Source organism: Flavobacterium filum DSM 17961, assembly GCF_000425465.1.
Lineage (GTDB): Bacteria > Bacteroidota > Bacteroidia > Flavobacteriales > Flavobacteriaceae > Flavobacterium > Flavobacterium filum.
This window is the reverse complement of the sequence record NZ_AUDM01000008.1, coordinates 22,187-43,269: the sequence shown is the minus strand read 5'-3', so window position 1 is coordinate 43,269 and position 21,083 is coordinate 22,187. Positions and strand designations below refer to the sequence as shown.

The window sequence follows — 21,083 nt, the reverse complement described above, 5'->3', positions numbered from 1 at the left end:
ATTTATTTTTTCTTAAACTCTTCTAATGTTTTATAAAACGCTTCTTGCGATGGCCGATTCTCCGGTATTTCACGCAATGGCTCAACAGCTCTCAATGATTCGTAACATTCTGCCGGTAATTGCTGATATAATGCTGTTCCTTTTGTTTTCCAATCAATCATTTCGTCTGAAACGTCTTTTATAATTGTGGCTGGATTTCCAACGACCATTTTTCGATTTGGGATTTGCATTCCGGCTTTTACAAAAGCTAAGGCTCCAATGATGCATTCGTCTCCCACATTCACATCATCCATGATGACCGCATTCATACCTACTAAACAATTTCTACCAATATTGGCTCCGTGAATAATAGCTCCGTGACCGATATGAGCTCCTTCTTTCAAAATCATTGACTTACCGGGAAACATGTGAATGGTACAATTTTCTTGCACATTGCAACCGTCTTCAATGATGATTTCTCCCCAATCGCCACGGATAGCTGCTCCGGGACCAACATACACATTTTTCCCAATGATTACATTACCCGTTACCGCTGCCTGCGGATGGATAAAACTGCTTTCGTGTATGACGGGAATGAACCCTTTGAATTCGTAGATCATATTTTTTTTAGATAAAAGAGAATAGAATATAGAAAATAGATTTTCGGTTTCGTCTATTTTCTATGTTCTATTTTCTATATTCTTTATTTAAACTTCTTCAACGTTTCTTTTGTGAAATCTGATAAAACCAATCGTCCGCTGATGGCGGCTCTTTCGGCTAATAGATTATCCCAATTGTCGGTGCCTCGCCAGAAAATCTTTTTCATTTCTTGCATGGCTTCCGAATTATAGGTGCAAAGGTGTTCTGCAAATTTTTGAACGGCTTCGTCTAATTCTTCGATGGTTTCAAAAACAAATGCATACAATCCTTTTTCTCTTGCCCAATTGGCTTCGTAAAAGGTGTTGGCATCAATGGCGATTTGTGACATCGCTGAAACTCCCATTTTACGTTCAATTGCAGGTGAAACCACAAATGGCCCGATTCCAACGTTGAGTTCGCTTAGTTTGATTGCAGCGAATTTGGTCGCCATACAATAATCGGTTGCAGAAGCGATTCCGACTCCGCCACCAACTGTTTTTCCTTGAATTCTTCCGATGATGAATTTTGGACATTTACGCATGGCGTTGATGACATTGGCAAATCCGGAGAAAAATACTTTTCCGGTTTCGGCGTCGTTGATGGCAATCAATTCTTTAAAACTGGCTCCTGCACAAAAAGTTCGGTCGCCACCACTTTTTAAAATGATGACTTTCACTTGGTCATTGTTTCCGGCTTCGGTGATGGTATTGGCTAATTTTTTTAAGACATCACTTGGTAGGGAATTTTGTTCAGGATGAAAAAATTCGATGGTGGCGATGTAATTGTTTATTTCAATTTTAACGTATGCTTCCATATTGATTTATTTGATTGATGATTAACGATATTTGATTGATGAACTTATTGTACTTCTATAATGTTAGGCCAATTCGAGCAAAGCTCTCGATTCAAAAATCGTATATCTTCAATCGTTATCTTTCTTTAATTTATTTATTTCTTTGTCAAAATCACTTAAATATTTTTGGTCTTGAATTATTCTAAATTTATCAAATTCCATCTCAGCTTTTATTTTGGCTTCTAAAAAAGTTATTTTTCCTTTATTGAGTAAAATTGGATAATTTGAAAGTTTGAGAAAATTATCCATAAAATCTACCCAATCGTCCATTTTCATTAGTACTTGTCGTTTAGCATTATTCTCGGCTAAATCTAAATAGGCTGAAACAATTCTATTTAATTCGGCTAAATGCTCTTGGTTCAAATAATTTTTTGCTACACTTATATCGGTCTTATGAATCTTACCATCCGGAGCATCTTTCCATGTAGTTAAACCCATAAATATTTTGTTGGCATCTGCTTCACTATATATTATTTCTGCTGCTGTTTTACCTGTAATTGCCCAATGTAGTTTGTTTTGAATGGTTGCAAAAAAAGTTTTTGTTTGTTCATGATTTTTATCGTAATCGGCAGAAAGTGCAAAAATATCTGTGATTTTTTGATAAAATCTTCTTTCAGAAGATCTTATTTCTCTGATTCTTTCTAATAACTCTTCAAAATAATCTTTACCAAATGACTTACCGTTTTTTAACATCTCATCATTTAGAACGAATCCTTTAATAATAAATTCTTTCAGCGTTTTTGTTGCCCAAATTCTAAATTGAGTTGCTTGCTTTGAATTTACCCGATAACCCACTGCTATAATTGCGTCAAGATTATAAAAATCTAATTCTCTGGATACTTCTCTTTTTCCTTCTTTTTGAACTACTCGAATTTTTCGAGTAGTTGAATTTTGCTCTAATTCGTTACTTTCAAATATTTCCTTTAAATGATAGGTTATTGTATGACTTTCAACTCCGAATAATTTTGCCATTACTTTTTGAGTTAACCAAAAACTTTCATCAAGGTACGTGACCTCAACATTAATATTGGTTTCTGCTGTTTGGTATAAAAGTATTGGCGACTGCATTGTAATAGTAACTTTTTAAATAAGATTAATTTAAAATTCCAAATTGTTCAAAATGATGATTCAAATGCTTTCGTTCGAGTAAATACGATTCATATTTATTTAAATGTCCAAACACCATGTTCTTTAATTTTACTTCCGGATTTTCTTTAAAAAATACTTTATACGCTTCTCTGGCTTCGAAAAATTTTGCTTTGGCTGTTTCAAAATCGGGGTGAATCAAATCTTCCAATTCTCCTTTTCTCATCGTTGGAAAAGCGGTTCCTTTTGGGAATTTATCATAATTGTACAATGAATTGTGCACTTTATCCAGAATCTTTTCGGGGGTTGCAATTTCGAAATCCTGAATTTCACCCGACATAATTCTGTAACCGTGTTCCAAATGCTCCAAAAGGTGTTGCGGTGTTAAAATTCCCCATTGCGGTTTGGTTTCTTCGGTTAATTTATTTAGACATTCAGCAATTTTTTCATCCGTCATTTCTATGAAGACTTCTTGCTTTTTCTGAACCATTGTTAAAATGGTGGCAACAGCAACGAGTTCATTTTCGGCATCAAAAACTTCCACAAACCATTTTACGATTCCACTTGGATGCTCGGCTGAAGCGACGTCGCGTTCAATTTTTTGTTTACACGTTAAACGAACATAAATCGTATCGTTGTGATAAATTGGTCGTAAAAATCGACATTCTTCCAGTCCATAATTGGCAGCAACAGGTCCTTTGTTCGGATAAACAAATAATCCGGCGGCGGCGGCTAAAATGAAATAACCGTGAGCGGTTCGTTTTTCAAAAATGCTTCCGTCAAGCGAAGTGATGTCGGTGTGAGCATAAAAATGATCCCACGTTAAATTGGCAAAATTGATGATATCAGTATCGGTGACTGTGCGTTTATGTGTTTTGAGCGACATTCCGGGTTGGATATCTTCCCAATGGTATTGAAACGGATGTTGTGTAATTTCTTTATAAGCCGAATTCGGTTGATAAATTCCGGTAATTTCCGTTAATGTAGTTGGCGAACCTTGAATGGCACAGCGTTGCATATAATGTTTGATACCGCGAACACCACCCATTTCTTCTCCTCCTCCGGCACGACCGGGACCACCGTGAATTAATAACGGAAGTGGCGAACCGTGTCCGGTGCTTTGCTTAGCATTTTCACGATTTAAAACCAATATTCTTCCGTGGTGAGATGCGGCATTAACCACATATTCTTTGGCAATTTCATCAGAATTGGTTACGATGGATGAAACCAAGGAACCTTTACCCATTCGGGCTAATTCCACCGCTTCATCTATATTTTTATAAGGCATGATGGTTGAAACGGGTCCGAATGCTTCTGTTTCATGAACTGATAAATTTTGAAAAGGTTTGTCTTCTCGCAATACAATCGGACTAACGAAAGCACCTTTTTCATCGGCTCCAACCAAGTTTACTTTATCTAAATTTCCATACACAACCGAAGCTGTTTTGGATAATTCATTTACTCTGTTTTTTAATACATCCGCTTGGGCTTTGCTGACTAAAGCTCCCATTCGAACTTCTTTTAATCGTGGGTCTCCGATAGTTACTTTGTCTAATGATTTTGCGAGAGCAATTTGAACATCATCTACTAATTTTTCAGGTACAATCATTCTGCGAATGGCAGTACATTTTTGTCCGCATTTCACAGTGATTTCGCTTCTGGCTTGATTGATGAACAAATCAAATTCGGGCGTTCCGGGAACGGCATCTTCTCCTAAAATAGAAGCATTTAGGGAATCAGCTTCCATGGTAAATGGAACAGACTCTTGAATAATTCTTGGGTGAGCTTTTAATAATCTTCCGGTTGCGGCTGAACCGGTGAAGGTGATGACATCCTGACTTTCAACGGTGTCAAATATATTTTTAGCTGTACCGCTGATAAGTTGCAATGCTCCTTCGGGTAGAATATTGGAAGCGATGATTTCTTTTACAACTGCCTCTGTTAAATAAGCAGTTACAGGAGCCGGTAATACCACTGCCGGCATTCCGGCCATCCAGTTTACGGCACATTTTTCTAACATTCCCCAAATTGGGAAATTGAACGCATTGATGTGAATAGCAACTCCTTTTTTGGGTACTAAAATATGATGAGCCATGAATCGACCGCCTTTTGACAAATCGATAGCGTCACCTTCTACGTGATACGATTGATTAGGAAATAATTTTCGTAAGGATGCGTTGGCGAATAAATTTCCAAAACCTCCTTCGATATCAATCCAAGAATCCACTCGTGTTGCTCCGGTGCGGTAACTGATTTCGTAGAATTGTTCTTTGCGTTTGGTTAAATACATTGCCAAACTTTTTATCATATTTCCACGCTCTTGAAAGGTCATTTTGCGGAGTTTTTCTCCACCTTTGGTTCTACCGTAATGCAAAATAGCAGGAATATCTAGGCCTTCTACAGTTGTGGAAGCGATAAATTCTCCTGTAACGGCGTCGAATGAAGGAATTCCTTCGCCGGTTCCGGTGGTCCATTTTCCGAGGACGTAATGTTGTGTTTTGTTCATATTTTCAACATTTATTTTTTTTTTTGAACCATTAAGTAATTAAGGTTCATTAAGTTTTAAGCTCTTTCTATGATGGCTGCATAACCTTGACCGACACCAATACACATAGTTATTAAGGCATATCGTTTTCCTGTTAGTTGCAATTCTAAAGCGGCGGAATAAGCAATTCTCGCTCCTGTTACGCCAAGCGGATGTCCGATGGCAATCGAACCTCCATTTGGATTTAATCGAGGGTCGTTATCAGCAATTCCCCAAGCTCTGGTGCAGGCTAATACTTGTGCGGCAAAGGCTTCGTTTAGTTCGATAATATCCATATCGGCTAAGGTTAAACCGGCTTTCGCTAATGCTTTGTTAGTCGCTTCAACAGGACCAATTCCCATTATTCTTGGTTCTACTCCAACCACGGCCGAACTAATGATTCGAGCTAATGGTTTGAGGTTATATTTTTTTACGGCTTCTTCTGATGCGATGATGGTTGCGGCTGCTCCGTCGTTTAATCCGGAGGCATTTCCGGCGGTAACACTTCCTTCTTTTCTGAAAGCCGGACGAAGTTTTGATAATCCTTCTAAGGTTGAATTTGGTTTTACAAACTCATCTTTTGAAAATAGGATTGGGTCGCTTTTTCGTTGCGGAATTTCTACTGCTACAATTTCTTTCGCTAAACGTCCGGATTGTTGAGCTGCTGCAGCTTTCATTTGACTATTGAAAGCAAAAGCATCTTGATCTTCTCTTGAGATTTTATATTTATCCACTAAGTTTTCTGCAGTTTCTCCCATCGCATCCGTTCCATATTGTAGATGCATTTTCGGATTGATGAAACGCCAGCCAAAACTGGAATCATACATTTTACTATCCGTTCCGAAAGCGGCAGATGGTTTGGAAACCACTAATGGTCCACGAGTCATGTTTTCGATTCCACCAGCTATGAAAATGTGTCCGTCTCCGGCTTTGATAGCACGGTTGGCATGAATAATTGCTGATAATCCAGAACTGCACAAACGGTTTACGGTTTCACCTGGAACGGAAAATGGTAAACCAGCTAGTAATAGCGACATTCTGGCTACATTTCTGTTATCTTCTCCTGCTTGGTTTGCACAACCCATGATAACATCATCATAGGCTTCTTTTGGTATGTTTGGATTTTTTTCTACTACAGTTTTGATGACCAAAGCTCCTAAGTCGTCCGGGCGAACGGCTGATAAGGTTCCTTGGTAACTTCCTATTGGAGTTCGAACTCCGTCTATGATGTATGCTTCCATATTTGTTGTCGGTTGTCGATTGTCGGTTTTTAGATTTCTGTTGAAAAAAACCGAGCCATTCTATTCTAATTATTTATATTATTCCCACTCTTTTTCGCTTCGGAACACGGTTCCTTTGAAAAGTGCGACTGTTTTTTCTTCTTTTTTTATTTCAATGGTATAGAACCCAAATTTGTTTTTTAGAGCATTTTCGGTGGCGATGGCAATGATTTTATCCCCTTCTTTCAAGGCTTCAATGTGATTAATCGACGTATCGATGCTCACTGATTGACGACCATATGAATTCGCCGCAAAAGCCAAAGCACTATCGGCTATTGAATACGTGATTCCACCATGAGCAATGCCAAAACCATTAGTCATTTCTTTGCGGATGGTCATGGATAAAACGCATTTTCCTTCTGAAATTTCTTCAACGGCGATGCCGAGCCATTGGCTAAAAGCATCGTTTTGGAACATTTTATTTACAATTTCATTCGGTTTCATTATTTGAAAAAAGTTGTGTTTTCACGCTTCATTTTTCTTAAAATCGGACTGCAGCGGTAGCGGTCTTCGTGATATTCATCATATAATTCATCCATTTTTTCGACACACCAATTGATTCCTTTTTCGTCTGCCCAAGCGAGTAATCCTTTTGGGTAATTGACTCCTTTGGTCATGGCATTGTCGATGTCTTTGGCGGATGCGATGTTTAAAAAATAAGCTTCTGCCGCTTCGTTGATGAGCATTACTACAATTCTGTCAACGATGTATTGTCCTAATTGATTATCTTCGGTTGGCTGTGGTAATTCTTCACTATAATTGTAATATCCTCTTCCTGATTTTCTTCCGAAAAAACCGGCTTCTGAAAGTCGTTTTTGGGTAAATGAAGGCTTGTATCTTGGGTCGAAATAAAAAGCGGTGAAAACAGTTTCGGTGACGGTGTAATTGACATCGTTTCCGATGAAATCCATCAATTCAAAAGGTCCCATTCGGAATCCGCCGATGGTTTTCATGGCCCAATCGATGGTAGCGAAATCTGCTTTCCCTTCTTCATAAATACGTAATGCTTCACTGTAAAATGGACGAGCTACTCGATTCACTATAAATCCGGGTGTATCTTTGGCAATGGCGACGACTTTTTTCCAATCGGTGATGGTTTGAACGGTTTGTTCTACCACTTCTTGACTGGTTTGTATGGCAGGAATGACTTCAACCAATTGCATAAGCGGAGCCGGATTAAAGAAATGAATCCCAATTACACGTTCCGGTTTTTGACAGGAAGCGGCAATGGAAGCGATGGATAATGAGGATGTATTGGAGGCTAGAATTGTTTCTGGTGAAACGTAATTTTCTAATTCTGAAAAAAGTTTTCGTTTGATGTCTAAATTTTCAATTATAGCTTCGATGACTAAATCAGAATATGATAACTCGGCAAATGTAGTTGAATACGAAATATTATTGATGATTCTGCTTTTTTCAATTTCATCAATTTTTGCTTTTTCGACTAATTTGGAAAGGGTGATTTCTAGGTTTTTTTCACTTCTTTCCAATGCGACATTACTGGTGTCAAAAATTTTAACATCACAACCAGCAGTAGCCGCAACTTGAGCAATACCGCTACCCATTGTACCACATCCTATTACTGCTACTTTCAAATTAGTTTCCATTAAATGTTGGTTTTCTTTTTTCTACGAATGCTGTGACACCTTCTTTATAATCGTTGGATGAACTGGCTTCAATTTGTAAATCAGATTCTAATGCCAATTGATTTTCTAAATTATTTATCATGGACTGATTCAACAATCTTTTTGTTAAACCAATCGCTTTGGTTGGCATTTCTGCTAATGTTTCGGCTAGTTTGTTAACTTCTTCTGTGAATGACTCCGGTGCAATTACTTTGTAAACCATTCCTAATTGCTCTGCTTCAGTAGAAGAAACTTTGTCGCCTAACATCATTAAAGCGGAAGCTTTTTGGAACCCGATTAAACGTGGTAGGAAAAATGTTCCGGCACTATCAGGAATCAATCCAATTTTACTAAATGCTTGAATGAAAGATGCATTTTCGGAAGCTAACACAATATCACAAGCTAGAGCAATATTGGCTCCGGCTCCGGCTGCTACGCCATTCACAACTGCAATTATGGGTTTTTCGATTGTTCTGATTAATTGAATAATCGGATTGTAATGTTCTTCCAGAATTTTTCTGAAACCGGGATTCAAATCTGGATCGGTGACTTCTTTTAAATCTTGCCCGGCACAAAAGGCTTTTCCGTTTCCGGTAATGACGATGGCTCGAACAGCGTTATCTGTTGAACAATCCGTTAGAATTTTTTGTAATGATAAAGCCATTTCACGGTTGAAGCTATTGAACACATCTGGTCTGTTCAATATAATGTAAGCGACTTTGTTTTCAATTTTCAAAAGAATTGAATTGCTCATACCTTATTTTATTTATTTAAGATTGAAGATTAACGATTTTTGAAATTAGAATTCTTCAACTTCAAAAAATCAACAATCTACAATCTACAATCATTAATTTTTTTATTTTAAACATTTAAAATAATCAAATGGTTCCAAGCAATCGTCGCATTGAAATAATGCTTTGCAGGCTGTTGAACCAAATTGACTCACTAATTTTGTATTAAATGAACCACATTGTGGACATTTAACTACTTTTTTATTACCTAATAATGCTTCTTTGTCTGCTGTTTCGTTTAATGGTGAAGCGATTCCGTATTTTTCTAATGCTAATCTTCCTTTCGGAGTAATCCAATCGGTTGTCCATGCTGGAAAAAGAACGAGTTCAACTTTTGCTTCTAATCCTTTTTCTTGAAAGGCCTTTTTAATATCATCTCCAATCACATCCATTGCCGGACAACCGCTATAGGTTGGTGTGATTTGAACATTGACGATTCCGTTTTGTAATTTAGCCGAACGAACGACACCCATTTCCATAATCGATAAAACCGGAATTTCCGGATCGGAAACTGTTTCGAGGATTTCGAAAAGTTGTTGGTCGATATGTTGGATTTGTTCTGTCATATAGATTTGTTTGATTGAAGATTAACGATTTTTGAACATCTTAAATCAAAAATCAAAAATCGTTAATCACTACCAAGTCATATTTGGGTATGTGCGTTGCATATATTGTAAATCAGATAACAAATACCCCATGTGTTCACTGTGAATACCTAACTTACCTCCTTTTTGAAAATACTCAACTTGTGGAATTTCAAGCGTAGCTTCTTCTAAAATGGAATTTATTTTTTTATAATAATCTTCTTTTAACAAGGTTACATCAACACCAACTCCTTGTTTAACCATTTCTTTATCCGCATCCGTTTGATGGAATAATTCATCGGTAAAAATCCACAAATCATTGATTGCGGTTTGAATTTTTTGATGACTTTCTTCTGTTCCATCGCCTAATCGTTTCATCCAATCAGAAGAAAAACGAACGTGATAGGAAACTTCCTTAATACTCTTATTAGCAATCGCTTTAAGCATATCATCCTTACTGTTTTGTAATTCAGTTAGCAAAGCCAAATGAAAAACATCAAACAAAAACTGTCTGGCTATTGAATAAGCAAAATCAGTATTGGGCTGTTCCACTAACAACACATTTTTGTATTCTCTTTCTAAACGCAAAAAGGCAACAGTGTCTTCGGTTGAGTCATTTCCTTGTAATTTAGCTACATACTGATAATAACTTCGGGTTTGCCCTAATAAATCGAGTGAAATATTGGTCATGGCAATATCGGTTTCCAAACTAGGACCATGACCACAAAGTTCACCAAGACGTTGACCTAAAATCAAGCAATTATCAGCAACTCCGAAGATGTATTGAATTAAATTTTGATTCATATTTATTATTTTGACACGAATTTCACGAATTAGCACGAATTCAAAAAATGCGTAAATTTCACAAACTACTTAAAACTACAAGGTTTTGCAAACCTTGTAAGTTGGATATTACATGTGTTTTAATTCGTCCGGAAGTTCATAGAAAGTGGGATGACGATAGGCTTTATCCATTGCCGGTTCAAAAGTTTCTCCGTTTAATTCAGGATTGGAAGCGGTGATTTGTGAAGAAGGTACCACCCAAATACTCACGCCTTCCATTCTTCTGGTGTAAACGTCGCGTGCATTTTGCAGAGCCATTTGAGCATCTGCTGCATGCAACGAACCACAATGACGGTGTTCTAATCCGTTTTTACTTCTGATAAATACTTCCCAAAGAGGCCAGTTTTTCATAATTTTATCGGTTGTCGGTTGTCGGTTGTCGGTTGTCGGCTTAAAACTGACAACGGATAACAAACAACTGAATTTATATTGCTTTTTTCAATTCTCTATCTTCTTGTTTTTCGGCATATGCAACAGCCGCATCACGCACCCATGCTCCTTTTTCCCAAGCCGATTTTCTGGCTTCTAAACGTTGTTTATTACATGGTCCGTGACCTTTAACCACTTGCCAAAACTCATCCCAATCTAAATCACCGAAGTCGTAATGTTTACGTTCTTCGTTCCATTTTAAATTAGGGTCTGGAATGGTTAAACCTAAAATATTAGCCTGCGGAACCGTTTGATCTACAAATTGTTGACGTAATTCATCATTGGTTTTACGTTTCAATTTCCATTTTACGGATTGTTCGGTATTAGGAGATTCTGCATCTTTTGGTCCGAACATCATTAACGATGGCCACCACCAACGATTCAAAGCATCTTGTGCCATTGCTTTTTGTTCCGGTGTTCCGTTGCATAAAGTCAATAAAATTTCATACCCCTGACGTTGGTGAAAACTTTCTTCTTTACAAATGCGAACCATTGCTCTGGCATACGGCCCATAAGAAGTTCCCATCAAAGCCACTTGGTTCATGATGGCCGCACCATCAACCAACCAACCCACAGCACCCATATCCGCCCAAGTTATGGCAGGATAGTTGAAAATACTGGAATATTTTGCCTTTCCGGAATGCAATTGCTCGTACATTTCTTCTCTTGAAATTCCCAATGTTTCAGCTGCACTATATAAATACAATCCGTGACCGCCTTCATCTTGAATTTTTGCCAACAAAGCCACTTTTCTGCGTAAAGAAGGTGCACGTGTAATCCAATTGGCTTCCGGTAACATTCCAACAATTTCTGAATGAGCATGTTGCGAAATCTGACGAATATGCGTTTGACGGTATTTCTCCGGCATCCACTCTTTCGGTTCAATTTTTTCGTCCCGATCGATGCGGGCTTGAAATAATTCTTCTAAACTTTTTAATTCTTTTTCAGACATTTTTTTTAATTTTTTAAGGATTAAATACCAAAATCAATGACTACTTTTTTAGATAACGGAACGGCCTGACAACTCAATACGTAGTTTTTGGCCAATTCATCTTCTTCTAACGAATAATTTAATTTCATTTCAACATCGCCTTCTACCACTTGACAACGGCATGTACTACAAACACCACCTTTACAAGCATAAGGCAAATCGGCACCGGCTGCGATGGCTCCGTCTAACAAATTATCAAAATCTTCACCCATCACAAAGTGAAATTCTTTCCCCCCATCAATAATCGTTACTTCTGTGCCTTCTACTTTTTTCTCTAAAATTTGAGAAATGCGTTTTTTATCATCTTCTGACATTCCCGAAGTAAACAGCTCGTAATGGATATTTTCTTTTGGTAAACCGGCAGCTTGCAATTCATCACGCAATAAAAAAATCATTTCTTCCGGTCCGCAGATAAAACAAGCATCTGTAGAGGAAACATCAATAATTTTATCAGTCAGAATGTTTATTTTTTCTTTCGTAAATCTACCGTTGAACAATTCAGCGGAACGATGCTCTTTGGTTAAAAAATGAAAAATTTCAAAGCGATTGAAATAGACATTTTTTAATTGCTCAATTTCTTCTTTAAAGATAATGGATTTTACACTTCTATTCAAATAAAACAACTTAAACGTTGCATTTGGTTCTGCTGCTAAATGCGTTTTGATAATAGACAAAATCGGTGTAATTCCGCTACCGGCAGCAAACGCGATATAATTTTTTGTTTTTTGAGGTTCAATTTGGGTATGAAACGTTCCGTTAGGTGGCATCACTTCTACTACGTCTCCTTTTCTTAATTTTTCATCCACAAAAGTGGAAAACAAACCACCGTTGATTTTTTTTACGGCAACTTGCCATTTATTTTCGAGCGGACTCGAACATAAGGAATAAGAACGTCTTACATCTTCGCCGTTAATATCTTTTTTTAACGTTAAATGTTGCCCTTGTTGAAACTGAAATTGTGGTTTCAATTCTTCCGGAACATCAAACGTTATTACGGAACAATCCTTGGTTTCCTTGTAAATATCCGCTACAGTAAGGTTATAAAAATTTGCCATACATCATTTTAAATTAAAACTAACAATTGTTAGTTTAATAGGCAAATTTACTGATTTTTTTTGAATTACGAAAACGTTTGAAAATTTAACAATTGTTCGTGAAATTGTTTTTATTAGTTTTCCAACCCTTTGAAATATAACGAAGTAATTGATTTTAGTAATGTTTTTTCATCCAACCCTTTTGATTTGGAATGCCAAAGATACATGGTTCGCAAAGAGGAAAGAATGGCATAAACCATTACTTCTTGATTGGATTTTTTGAGTTGACCATTTTGAATCCCTTCTTGAATAATTTTTCTGAAATTTTGTTCGTAGTCTTCCCGCATTTTAATAAAATACGACAATTGATCATCAGTAAGATGCATCCAATCGTTATTCAAACAGGCTAATGCATCTGAATTTCGTAATGTAATTGTGATATGCAATTGAATTACTCTTTCAATTTTTTTTAAGGTTGAAAGGTTGGAGGAAACTATTTCATTCATCACCAAAGTAAATTCTTCTGCAATTTCAATGATGATGAGCACCAAAATTTCTTGTTTGGATTGAATATGATTATACAGACTTGCGGCTTTAATATCCATTGCTTGGGCAATGTCACGCATGGTAACTGCACTATACCCTTTTTCTTTAAACAAACGAGCCGCTACAGCAATAATCTCAGTTTTTCTATCGGAAATTTTCATACGATTCAAAGATAGAGAGTTTTATTTGAGTTTGGTAACTTTTGTTACGGAATGGTTTTGAGGAAGTTGTTACTTTTGTTTCAAATTTAAATATCTAAGAATTGAAAAATCTAAAAGATGAGTATTCAATAGAACACAGATTCAAGAAATTTTAGAAAGTTAAAAAATAGTTGAACTTAAGTGATTTAGGTTCATTAAGTTAAAAAACTAATTAAAAAAAATAAACATGGGATTGTTAAGTATGTTAGGTATTGGTGGAAAATCGGAAAGTGTAAAAGAATTCATGGACAAAGGAGCGATCATTATTGATGTAAGAACTGCCGGAGAATATAGAGAAGGGCACATCAAAGGTTCAAAAAATATTCCATTGGACACCATTTTTTCAAAAGCAGCAGAGATTAAAAAATTAAACAAACCGGTTATTGTGTGTTGTCGTTCCGGTATGCGAAGCGGTCAAGCGGCTTCTATTCTAAAAAACAGCGGTGTGGAAGTGATGAATGGAGGTGGATGGGAAAGTTTGGAGAGTAGATTATAATCTAAAAATAAAAAGCGACTAAAGAAATTTCAGTCGCTTTTGTTTTATTTTAAATCATCTACAACATCATACGAAAGCACACTTACATTGAATGATTTGACATAGGTTGTATCAAAATTTTTTGAACCTTCTTTTGTTCCGTCGGTAAACGTAATTTCGGAGAATTTAAAGAAATTGCTCAACGAATCGTCAAATTCGTCATATTCTGTTGCTCTGCTTTTCAAAATGGCACCCGTTTTTCCATATATATAATTCGTATGGTATTCATCTAATCCATCATCTAAAAGAATTCTGTTCCCTTTGGAATCATATTCGTATTGATACAAAATATTACCCAAGGAGTCATTGATTTTTTTTGACATCATAAGGTACTTTACATACTTATCTTCTATTATTGAAATCTCTTTTCCGTTTGAAAATATTTTTGAAACCACAGTATAATCAGTTGGAGTAGTATAATTATATTTCACTTCTTCCATTACTACATTGTCTTCATCGAATGTTTTGGATTGAATGATTTTTCCCGATTTATCATACGTCATTTCTTTGATTATTTTTTTGCTCCCTCCATGCGTAATCACTTTAGTCAATTGATTTTGGGTATAAAAAAATTCTTTACTCAAATAATACTTCGGATTTTGATAATCTGAGGCTTCTTTTATGGCAATCAATTGCTTCTGGTCGTTATATTCATAGGTTTTCAAATTTGCATAAATCCCTAAATAATTATCCATCAGAAAATCCGTTTTCAACATTCCATTTTCGAAAAATAATAGTTTCTTTTCAACTGTTTTAAATTTTCCGGAAGGTACGTCATATAAATAGGTAAACGTATGATAACTTTTCACATTTTCGGGAAGAGCGTAATCTGCCGTTTTGTATTTTTCTGTTTGGGCATTGCTAAAAATGGAGAGTAACAATGCAAAAAGTACAAATTTTTTCATATTCATATCTTATAACCAATTATCATTTCCAAAGAAAGAAATCATAACCATTTGTGAACCATTAAACTTCCCGGAAGTGATTTCCATCACCACATTATTCGATGTTGCATCTGTTAATCGTGTAGTCATAACTTTCGTTTCAGGATCGTTGAAGTCTTCACCTTTATATTTTCCACCAGAGACTAAAAGATTGGCAAAACCTATCGCATCTTCAACAATTTTTGCTACTGCTGTTAAATCATTAGAATTAAGTTCAGATAAATTAAAATACAAAGTGTATAATGATTTTTGTTTGTCATTTATACTTTCAACGGTGATGAATTCCGTGGTAGTTAAAAATCCGTCTTTACAGGAATGATAGGTCTTTTTACCATCTTCACTTTTGTTAAAGGCATCACCTTTAATAGTTGAAAAGTTTTGTTTTGCTTCATTTAATAAAAGCATAAATGTAATTTGATTGTTATTTTGAGCTTTAACGGAAAAGCTTGAGAATAATACAAATAAGAACAATGTGAATACTATTTTTTTCATGATTTTAAAATTTAATTAGGAAGTAATATTACGTCTGAAACTGTTTTAGGTTGAGGCGAAGAAAGCAAGGTTTTTACAATCGATAGTAATACTCCGTTTGATGTTCCTTCTAACGCAGAAATAGTTTCGTTATCTTGGAATAATTCAGGTTTGTGCATTACAAAAGTTGATTCGGATAATTTGTATAGATTTTTATCTAGACCAGTGATGAGATAAACATTGTTACTGGAAAAAACCAACTCTTTATATACTCTTACTGAACCTGAAATGATTGGAATAGAAGTAGGCAGCGATATGCCGGTTTTAACTATTTCAATCGATGAACCGGTGAATTTATAAATGTCTAAAATATCTGAATTATACCGTCGGACAACCATGTAAGGCTGATTGAGATTATTTGGATTTTTATGAAGTGTAATGGTATGAACAGCATCCCACCCGGAGCCAATACTACCGATGCCCTCTAAACTGGTAACCGAACTAAAAGAACTTCCGTTATAACTGATAATGTTAATTTTTCCATTGGTTAGATTGGTTGTATAACTGAGCCAAGCCCAATATACTTTATCGCTATTCCCTACTTTCGAGGCATCGTTTGTCATTGGAATATTCACACCACTACCTTGAACATAATCCATTGGTGTTACGAGGTCACCAAGCCAAGTGTTGTTAACAGGATTGTATCGATAAAGCATCGGTTTACCATAATTGGAATTCAATCCCAAACTCAACATAAAATTACTATCATTTAAAGTATGCATGTAACCTTGATTAGAACTTGCCGATATAGCTCCCATAAAAAAAGTTGGATTATGCACTAAAACTTTGGTTCCATAAAAACCATAGGCTCCATGTGCTCCTCCTGAGGAATTATAAGAGATTAATCGGTTGCCATCCAAAACTTCAAAATCATCAAAAGCATAAGTGTTTTGCAACGGAACCGCAGTGGAAGATTGAGGAGAAACAATTTCATCTTGAATGTTTAAAACTGCTCCTGTTGACTGCAATGAAATAGCCGGAACCAAATAGCGTCCAATAATTGATATTTGACCATTTTGATCAATAATTTTATGAACATCTGCCATGTGATTATTGTTGTTATTATTATCGCCTTCAATTGGCGGATAATTATACAAGCGAAATTTAAACGTAGCTCCGTTATTGGAGTAAAAAGTTTTAGCGGGTTGAATTTCTTGAGTAATTGTACTATTGCTCCCTCCATCATCCTCAGAGGAGGAACAAGCTGATGAGAATACCCCTAAGACGATTAAAACTGGTAAGATTATTTTCTTCATTTTCTTCAGTATTAGTGAAACATTTTTGTTTGTAATAATGAAGTAAAAGTAGGCGGGATTACTACGTAATGAAATACGAAGAAATTCGTATATTGGTTAAATCAAATTATTGTTTTTTGCTTTTTGAATGGCTTCTAACTTATTATGAACCTGAAGTTTAGTGTAAATATTTTCCACATGTTTGCGGATGGTTCCTAGTGACAAAAACAAATTTTCGGCTATAGCATTATAGGTTAATCCTTTGCTTAATTGCTCTAGCACTTCAATTTCTCTGTTGGTTAGGCTAATTTCTTCTTTTGAAATCGAATCGTCAAAAACCAAAGGCTCACGAAGCAATTTTAAAGTTCGGGTTGCAATGGAAGGTGTCATTCCGGCACCACCGGCTAATGTTTCAACAATTCCATCGTAAAGTTCTTGTGGATTCACTTCTTTCAAAAAATAACCATCCGCTCCGGCTTTAATGGCTTTAAAAATATTTTCATCATTATCAAAAACCGTCAGCATGATGATTTTAATTTGAGGAAACTTTGATTTGAGAAGTGAAGTTGCCTCAATCCCATTCATTTTTGGCATTTCGATATCCATTAAAATCAAATCGAGATGATGATTCTTTTCTACTTTTTCAATAATATCCAAACCGTTGATTGCTTTGAATCGCACCTCAACATCTGAAAAAAACTTTAATTTATCTTGAATCGTTTTTTGTAAAAACGGATTATCATCAACAATGGCAATTCGAATCATATTTTATAAAGAAATGGTTATTTGAGTTCCTTTTAACTGTTCAGAGTGAATGACAAAAGTTCCGCCAATGTCTTCTATTCGCTTTTGCATGTTTAGTATTCCGTTTCCAAGTTCAATGGCATCTCTATCAAAACCTTTTCCATTGTCTGAAATCAAAATGTTCACTCGTTCATTTGCAGCATTTACATGAATGGAAATTTCGGTTGCATCAGCATACTTTATCGCATTATTCAGAGCTTCTTGTATTGTTCGATAGATGTTAATTCCTTCCAAAGAAGTAAACGATTTAGTTTTACATTGTTCATCAACTTTCAACTGAAATACAATATTTTCTTTTGCCGCTTGAGCTTTTTCAATAAAATTATACATTCGGGAACTTAAATCTTCAAAACTAAATCCGGAAGCATTCAAAGCCCAAATGGTATCGCGAAGTTCAACAATGGTTGTTTTGGTAAATTCACTAATGGTCGTTAATTGATTTTTGATGGATGCTTCAATGGTTGGAAAACCAAACTTTAAATTCTCAACAGATGAAATGATAAAAGTTAACTGTGCCCCAATATTATCGTGTAAATCTCTCGAAATTGCCAAACGTTGTTCATGCAATTTATTCTGATTGTCAATTTGAGCTATAGCTGATTGCAATTCAAATTCTTGTTTTTGCTGACGGTTTTTCAAACGCTGTTGACGATAAATTAAATACCCCACAATTGCGATAAAAAAAGCAAATAAAGACAAAATGATAATGGTTGTCGTTTTTTGTTTGGCCTCCGCATTTTTTTGCAAAAGTTGCTTTTCTTTTTCGGCTGTTTGGTATTTGGTTTCTAATTCTGATGTTTGCTCTAAAACAGATTTTCTTAATTTTTCCTCTTTTAGATTGATGTATTTTTCAAAATAAAAAATACTGCTGTCTTTCATCGCTTTTTGCAAACATACATTTGTTAACAGTTTATACGTTTCCAACAAATAGCGATCAGATTCAAAAGTTTCGTGGATATTTTTTACTTGAAGTAACTTTTCATAAGCCTCGTTAAATTTATTTTGTTGAATGAATTCATTAGCTTTAACCAATAATAAATTTGATTGCTCAATTTCAGAATTTAATTCTTTTAATAACTTTTCGGAAAGTTGAAAGTATTTCTTTGCGTTAGCTGAATTACCTTTCGCTGCATACACCGAACCTATTCGTTGATTAAGTGTAGAAATTCCTAAATTATCTTTACAATCTTTGCAGTTTTCAAGACTGGTTTGATAATAATTCAAAGCTTTTAAGGTGTCACTTTTATCTAAATAAACATCACCAAGAGAAAGATAAGTTCGACACAAACCTTGCTTTAAGTTATTTCTTTTTAAAAAATCTGTTGATTCTTCAAGATATTTTATGGCTTTGGAAAAATTTTTCATTTCGTAAAAAATCAAGCCAAGATTTCCTTTCGTTAAACTTGCAATCGTATCATTTTTACCTTCAAAATAATCAATAGCTTCAATAAAATAAGTTGTAGCCGGCAAATAATCTTGTTGACTTGCAAAAACGTTTCCTACATTGATTTTAGCTTTCGCAACGCCATCAAAATCTTTATTTACTTTTCTAATTTCTATTGCTTTTTGATAATATTCAAGAGACTTTTTGAAATTCTCTTTTCGTAAATAAACTCCACCTAAATTAGAATAACTCTGTGAGATTAAATCATGCCGTTTGGTTTTTTGAGCTGTAAGCAAAGCTTTTTCACCATAAACAATAGCTGAATCTAATGAAATATCAATATAATCCCATGTTAAATCAGAGTAAAGCTGAGTTGTTCGTTCTATATTTGGTTTGGTTTTTAATTCCTTTTTTAGATTTGTAATGTGCTCTTGCAAATCTTGAGAAAATCCAAAACATGGAATAAATAGAAATATTAAATATCGATTTTTCATGAATATACCCTAATCAATTTTAAAATAAATGTAACAAATTATTGCTTAGTAATAAGTTCAAAAATCTTTTTTTGAAGTACAAAGATTTCTTCACTCAATTTGCTCATATCCGATTTGTATTTTAGCTGAAATTCACTTGAAATTGTAGCTTTTTGATGTAGCATTTCTTGCTTTTTTACCAAACCACTGAACAATTCATTTAACTGCTCCATCTTTTGATGATGAATACTTTTCAGTTTTGTAAAAAGAATTCGCAACCAAATCATTAAAACCAAAAGAGAGAAAACTAATATTACTACAATTGTATCCATAAAAAAATCGTTTAATCAAAAACAAAATTGACACAACGATTTTACTCTTTCAATACGAAGAAATGCGTATTTATAGTTTATGCTTTATATCGCTTTCGCTTTTTATGGTTTTACCTTCGTAATTTAATGTCCAACCCATAGTATTCGTCAAAATCAAAATTTTAGACAATTCGCTAATCAATCGATTTTCGGCATTTGTTTTTAATTTTGATTTTTCCATTTTTTTAGCAATTTCAGCTTTCACTTTTTTGTTAATTTTGTTGTAATCGGCAGTACCAAATGGATTAAACGTACTCTCATCAATACTATAAAAATGAATGTCAGGATTAATTTTCATTTCCGCTTCAGGAATATTAGTAATGGAAATGGTTTTGGCCGTTTCGTTGATGTCGTATTTAATCTTGCTTAAATCATACGAAACGGTAACATCTGCATTCACTACCATTAACGCTTTCTTTTCAAAAGAAACCAAATCCATAAAGTATTTTTTCTGGTCTTTATAGGTCATTACTTGCGAATAATGTCCTTCTGTAACCACTAATTTGGAAACATTTTTCAGTTGTTTTTCAATTAAAGCGGAATTGTATTCAATTGTAGAAGATGCAGACGAGCGAGTAAAAAATTGGTATGCAAAAAATAAAACTATTCCAATTATAATTAAATAAATTAATTTTCCTGATCGTCCAATAGCTTGAATAATTGGAACTAATACATTTTTAACTTGGGTTTCTGTGGATTGATTTCTTCGCGTAGCCATCGCCTTTAAATTTATACGAAGATAAAAATTTAAATCAATTTATTGGATTTGGCTTTTTGAATGGCTTCCAACTTATTGTGCACTTGCAATTTGGTATAAATATTTTCAATATGTTTTCTAACGGTGGAAGGGGAAAGAATCAAATTATCGGCAATTTGATTGTAATTTAGTCCTTTTGAAAGTTGTTCCAACACTTCAATTTCACGCGTAGAAAGTTTGATTTCTTCTTCTTCCGTTTTCGCATCAAAGTCGATTGGATTTCGCAATAATTTTAACGTTTTTAAAGCAATAGAAGGATTCATCGCCGCACCACCATTGAGTGTTTCGATGATACCTTGGTGCAAATCGGTTGGGTTAACCTCTTTGAGTAAATAACCATCGGCTCCGGCTTTGATGGCGTTGAAAATATTTTCATCATTGTCAAATGCCGTTAGCATAATTACTTTAATGTGTGGATATTTTTGTTTGACGATGGCAGTTGCTTCAATACCGTTTAACACCGGCATTTCAATGTCCATCAGCAACACATCCAGGTTGTGGTTTTCGTCTAATTTTGTCAACAATTCTGCTCCGTTTAAAGCGGTAAATTTGATTTGAATAGCCTCAAAAAAAGACAATTTCTCTCGAATGGCTTTGATTAAAAAACTATTATCATCAATTATGGCGAGTTTGATGTTCATTTTT

At 35.1% G+C, this 21,083-nt stretch carries 23 protein-coding genes; 1 reads left to right on the top strand and 22 read right to left on the bottom strand.

Annotated features, from left to right (window positions below):
* Nucleotides 1–2: 2 nt before the first annotated feature.
* The 14 genes from H601_RS0105535 to H601_RS0105470 all read right to left on the bottom strand — a co-directional run bounded on the left by H601_RS0105535 (nucleotide 3) and on the right by H601_RS0105470 (nucleotide 13,365).
* The gene (locus H601_RS0105535) at nucleotides 3–599 is read right to left on the bottom strand and encodes an acyltransferase (protein ID WP_026710580.1); all 597 of its coding nucleotides are present in this window, start codon (nucleotides 597–599) and stop codon (nucleotides 3–5) included.
* 83 nt (nucleotides 600–682) lie between these two features.
* Nucleotides 683–1,432, bottom strand: coding sequence for an enoyl-CoA hydratase/isomerase family protein (locus tag H601_RS0105530; RefSeq protein ID WP_035655595.1), 750 nt, complete (start codon nucleotides 1,430–1,432; stop codon nucleotides 683–685).
* Between the two features lie 108 nt (nucleotides 1,433–1,540).
* Complete coding sequence (locus tag H601_RS0105525; protein ID WP_026710578.1) at nucleotides 1,541–2,539, bottom strand: virulence RhuM family protein; 999 nt, start codon at nucleotides 2,537–2,539, stop codon at nucleotides 1,541–1,543.
* 25 nt (nucleotides 2,540–2,564) lie between these two features.
* Entirely contained in the window at nucleotides 2,565–5,063 is a 2,499-nt protein-coding gene (gene paaZ / locus H601_RS0105520) for a phenylacetic acid degradation bifunctional protein PaaZ (protein ID WP_026710577.1), read from the bottom strand.
* Nucleotides 5,064–5,119: 56 nt separating this feature from the next.
* Entirely contained in the window at nucleotides 5,120–6,322 is a 1,203-nt protein-coding gene (pcaF, locus tag H601_RS0105515; RefSeq protein ID WP_026710576.1) for a 3-oxoadipyl-CoA thiolase, read from the bottom strand.
* Nucleotides 6,323–6,400: 78 nt separating this feature from the next.
* On the bottom strand, nucleotides 6,401–6,805 hold the full coding sequence (locus tag H601_RS0105510) for a PaaI family thioesterase (protein ID WP_026710575.1): 405 nt from the start codon (nucleotides 6,803–6,805) through the stop codon (nucleotides 6,401–6,403).
* Nucleotides 6,805–7,968, bottom strand: a complete 1,164-nt coding sequence (locus H601_RS0105505; RefSeq protein ID WP_211223536.1) for a 3-hydroxyacyl-CoA dehydrogenase NAD-binding domain-containing protein — start codon at nucleotides 7,966–7,968, stop codon at nucleotides 6,805–6,807. The genes H601_RS0105510 and H601_RS0105505 overlap by 1 nt, the downstream gene beginning before the upstream one ends.
* Nucleotides 7,958–8,740 (bottom strand): enoyl-CoA hydratase-related protein, encoded by a 783-nt coding sequence (locus H601_RS0105500; RefSeq protein WP_026710573.1) that lies wholly within the window; start codon nucleotides 8,738–8,740, stop codon nucleotides 7,958–7,960. Before H601_RS0105500 ends, H601_RS0105505 begins: the two co-directional genes overlap by 11 nt.
* A 102-nt stretch (nucleotides 8,741–8,842) precedes the next feature.
* A complete protein-coding gene (paaD, locus tag H601_RS0105495) occupies nucleotides 8,843–9,343 on the bottom strand; it encodes a 1,2-phenylacetyl-CoA epoxidase subunit PaaD (RefSeq protein ID WP_026710572.1) in 501 nt (166 codons plus the stop codon).
* Nucleotides 9,344–9,412: 69 nt separating this feature from the next.
* A complete protein-coding gene (gene paaC / locus H601_RS0105490) occupies nucleotides 9,413–10,165 on the bottom strand; it encodes a 1,2-phenylacetyl-CoA epoxidase subunit PaaC (RefSeq protein ID WP_026710571.1) in 753 nt (250 codons plus the stop codon).
* A 108-nt stretch (nucleotides 10,166–10,273) separates the two neighbouring features.
* Nucleotides 10,274–10,558, bottom strand: coding sequence for a 1,2-phenylacetyl-CoA epoxidase subunit PaaB (paaB, locus tag H601_RS0105485; RefSeq protein WP_026710570.1), 285 nt, complete (start codon nucleotides 10,556–10,558; stop codon nucleotides 10,274–10,276).
* A gap of 70 nt (nucleotides 10,559–10,628) precedes the next feature.
* On the bottom strand, nucleotides 10,629–11,585 hold the full coding sequence (paaA, locus tag H601_RS0105480) for a 1,2-phenylacetyl-CoA epoxidase subunit PaaA (protein ID WP_026710569.1): 957 nt from the start codon (nucleotides 11,583–11,585) through the stop codon (nucleotides 10,629–10,631).
* Between the two features lie 20 nt (nucleotides 11,586–11,605).
* A complete protein-coding gene (gene paaE, locus H601_RS0105475) occupies nucleotides 11,606–12,679 on the bottom strand; it encodes a 1,2-phenylacetyl-CoA epoxidase subunit PaaE (RefSeq protein ID WP_026710568.1) in 1,074 nt (357 codons plus the stop codon).
* 113 nt (nucleotides 12,680–12,792) lie between these two features.
* Nucleotides 12,793–13,365, bottom strand: a complete 573-nt coding sequence (locus H601_RS0105470; protein WP_026710567.1) for a TetR/AcrR family transcriptional regulator — start codon at nucleotides 13,363–13,365, stop codon at nucleotides 12,793–12,795.
* Between the two features lie 226 nt (nucleotides 13,366–13,591).
* Between H601_RS0105470 and H601_RS0105465 the strand changes: the two genes are divergently transcribed.
* Nucleotides 13,592–13,900, top strand: a complete 309-nt coding sequence (locus H601_RS0105465) for a rhodanese-like domain-containing protein (RefSeq protein WP_026710566.1) — start codon at nucleotides 13,592–13,594, stop codon at nucleotides 13,898–13,900.
* A 44-nt stretch (nucleotides 13,901–13,944) separates the two neighbouring features.
* On the opposite strand, the gene H601_RS0105460 is transcribed toward H601_RS0105465, so the two are convergent.
* The 8 genes from H601_RS0105460 to H601_RS0105425 all read right to left on the bottom strand — a co-directional run bounded on the left by H601_RS0105460 (nucleotide 13,945) and on the right by H601_RS0105425 (nucleotide 21,079).
* Entirely contained in the window at nucleotides 13,945–14,844 is a 900-nt protein-coding gene (locus tag H601_RS0105460) for a hypothetical protein (RefSeq protein ID WP_026710565.1), read from the bottom strand.
* Nucleotides 14,845–14,853: 9 nt separating this feature from the next.
* Entirely contained in the window at nucleotides 14,854–15,375 is a 522-nt protein-coding gene (locus tag H601_RS0105455; protein ID WP_026710564.1) for a hypothetical protein, read from the bottom strand.
* Nucleotides 15,376–15,386: 11 nt separating this feature from the next.
* Nucleotides 15,387–16,670, bottom strand: a complete 1,284-nt coding sequence (locus tag H601_RS0105450; RefSeq protein WP_026710563.1) for a hypothetical protein — start codon at nucleotides 16,668–16,670, stop codon at nucleotides 15,387–15,389.
* A gap of 96 nt (nucleotides 16,671–16,766) precedes the next feature.
* The gene (locus H601_RS0105445) at nucleotides 16,767–17,414 is read right to left on the bottom strand and encodes a response regulator (protein WP_026710562.1); all 648 of its coding nucleotides are present in this window, start codon (nucleotides 17,412–17,414) and stop codon (nucleotides 16,767–16,769) included.
* Nucleotides 17,415–17,417: 3 nt separating this feature from the next.
* Entirely contained in the window at nucleotides 17,418–19,331 is a 1,914-nt protein-coding gene (locus H601_RS0105440; protein ID WP_026710561.1) for a tetratricopeptide repeat protein, read from the bottom strand.
* Nucleotides 19,332–19,369: 38 nt separating this feature from the next.
* Nucleotides 19,370–19,642 carry a hypothetical protein gene (locus tag H601_RS0105435; protein ID WP_026710560.1) on the bottom strand — a complete coding sequence of 91 codons (273 nt, stop codon included), beginning with the start codon at nucleotides 19,640–19,642 and terminating at the stop codon, nucleotides 19,370–19,372.
* A gap of 70 nt (nucleotides 19,643–19,712) precedes the next feature.
* Nucleotides 19,713–20,399, bottom strand: a complete 687-nt coding sequence (locus H601_RS0105430; protein ID WP_084139936.1) for a DUF4230 domain-containing protein — start codon at nucleotides 20,397–20,399, stop codon at nucleotides 19,713–19,715.
* A 29-nt stretch (nucleotides 20,400–20,428) separates the two neighbouring features.
* On the bottom strand, nucleotides 20,429–21,079 hold the full coding sequence (locus tag H601_RS0105425) for a response regulator transcription factor (protein WP_026710558.1): 651 nt from the start codon (nucleotides 21,077–21,079) through the stop codon (nucleotides 20,429–20,431).
* Between the last annotated feature and the right edge of the window lie 4 nt (nucleotides 21,080–21,083).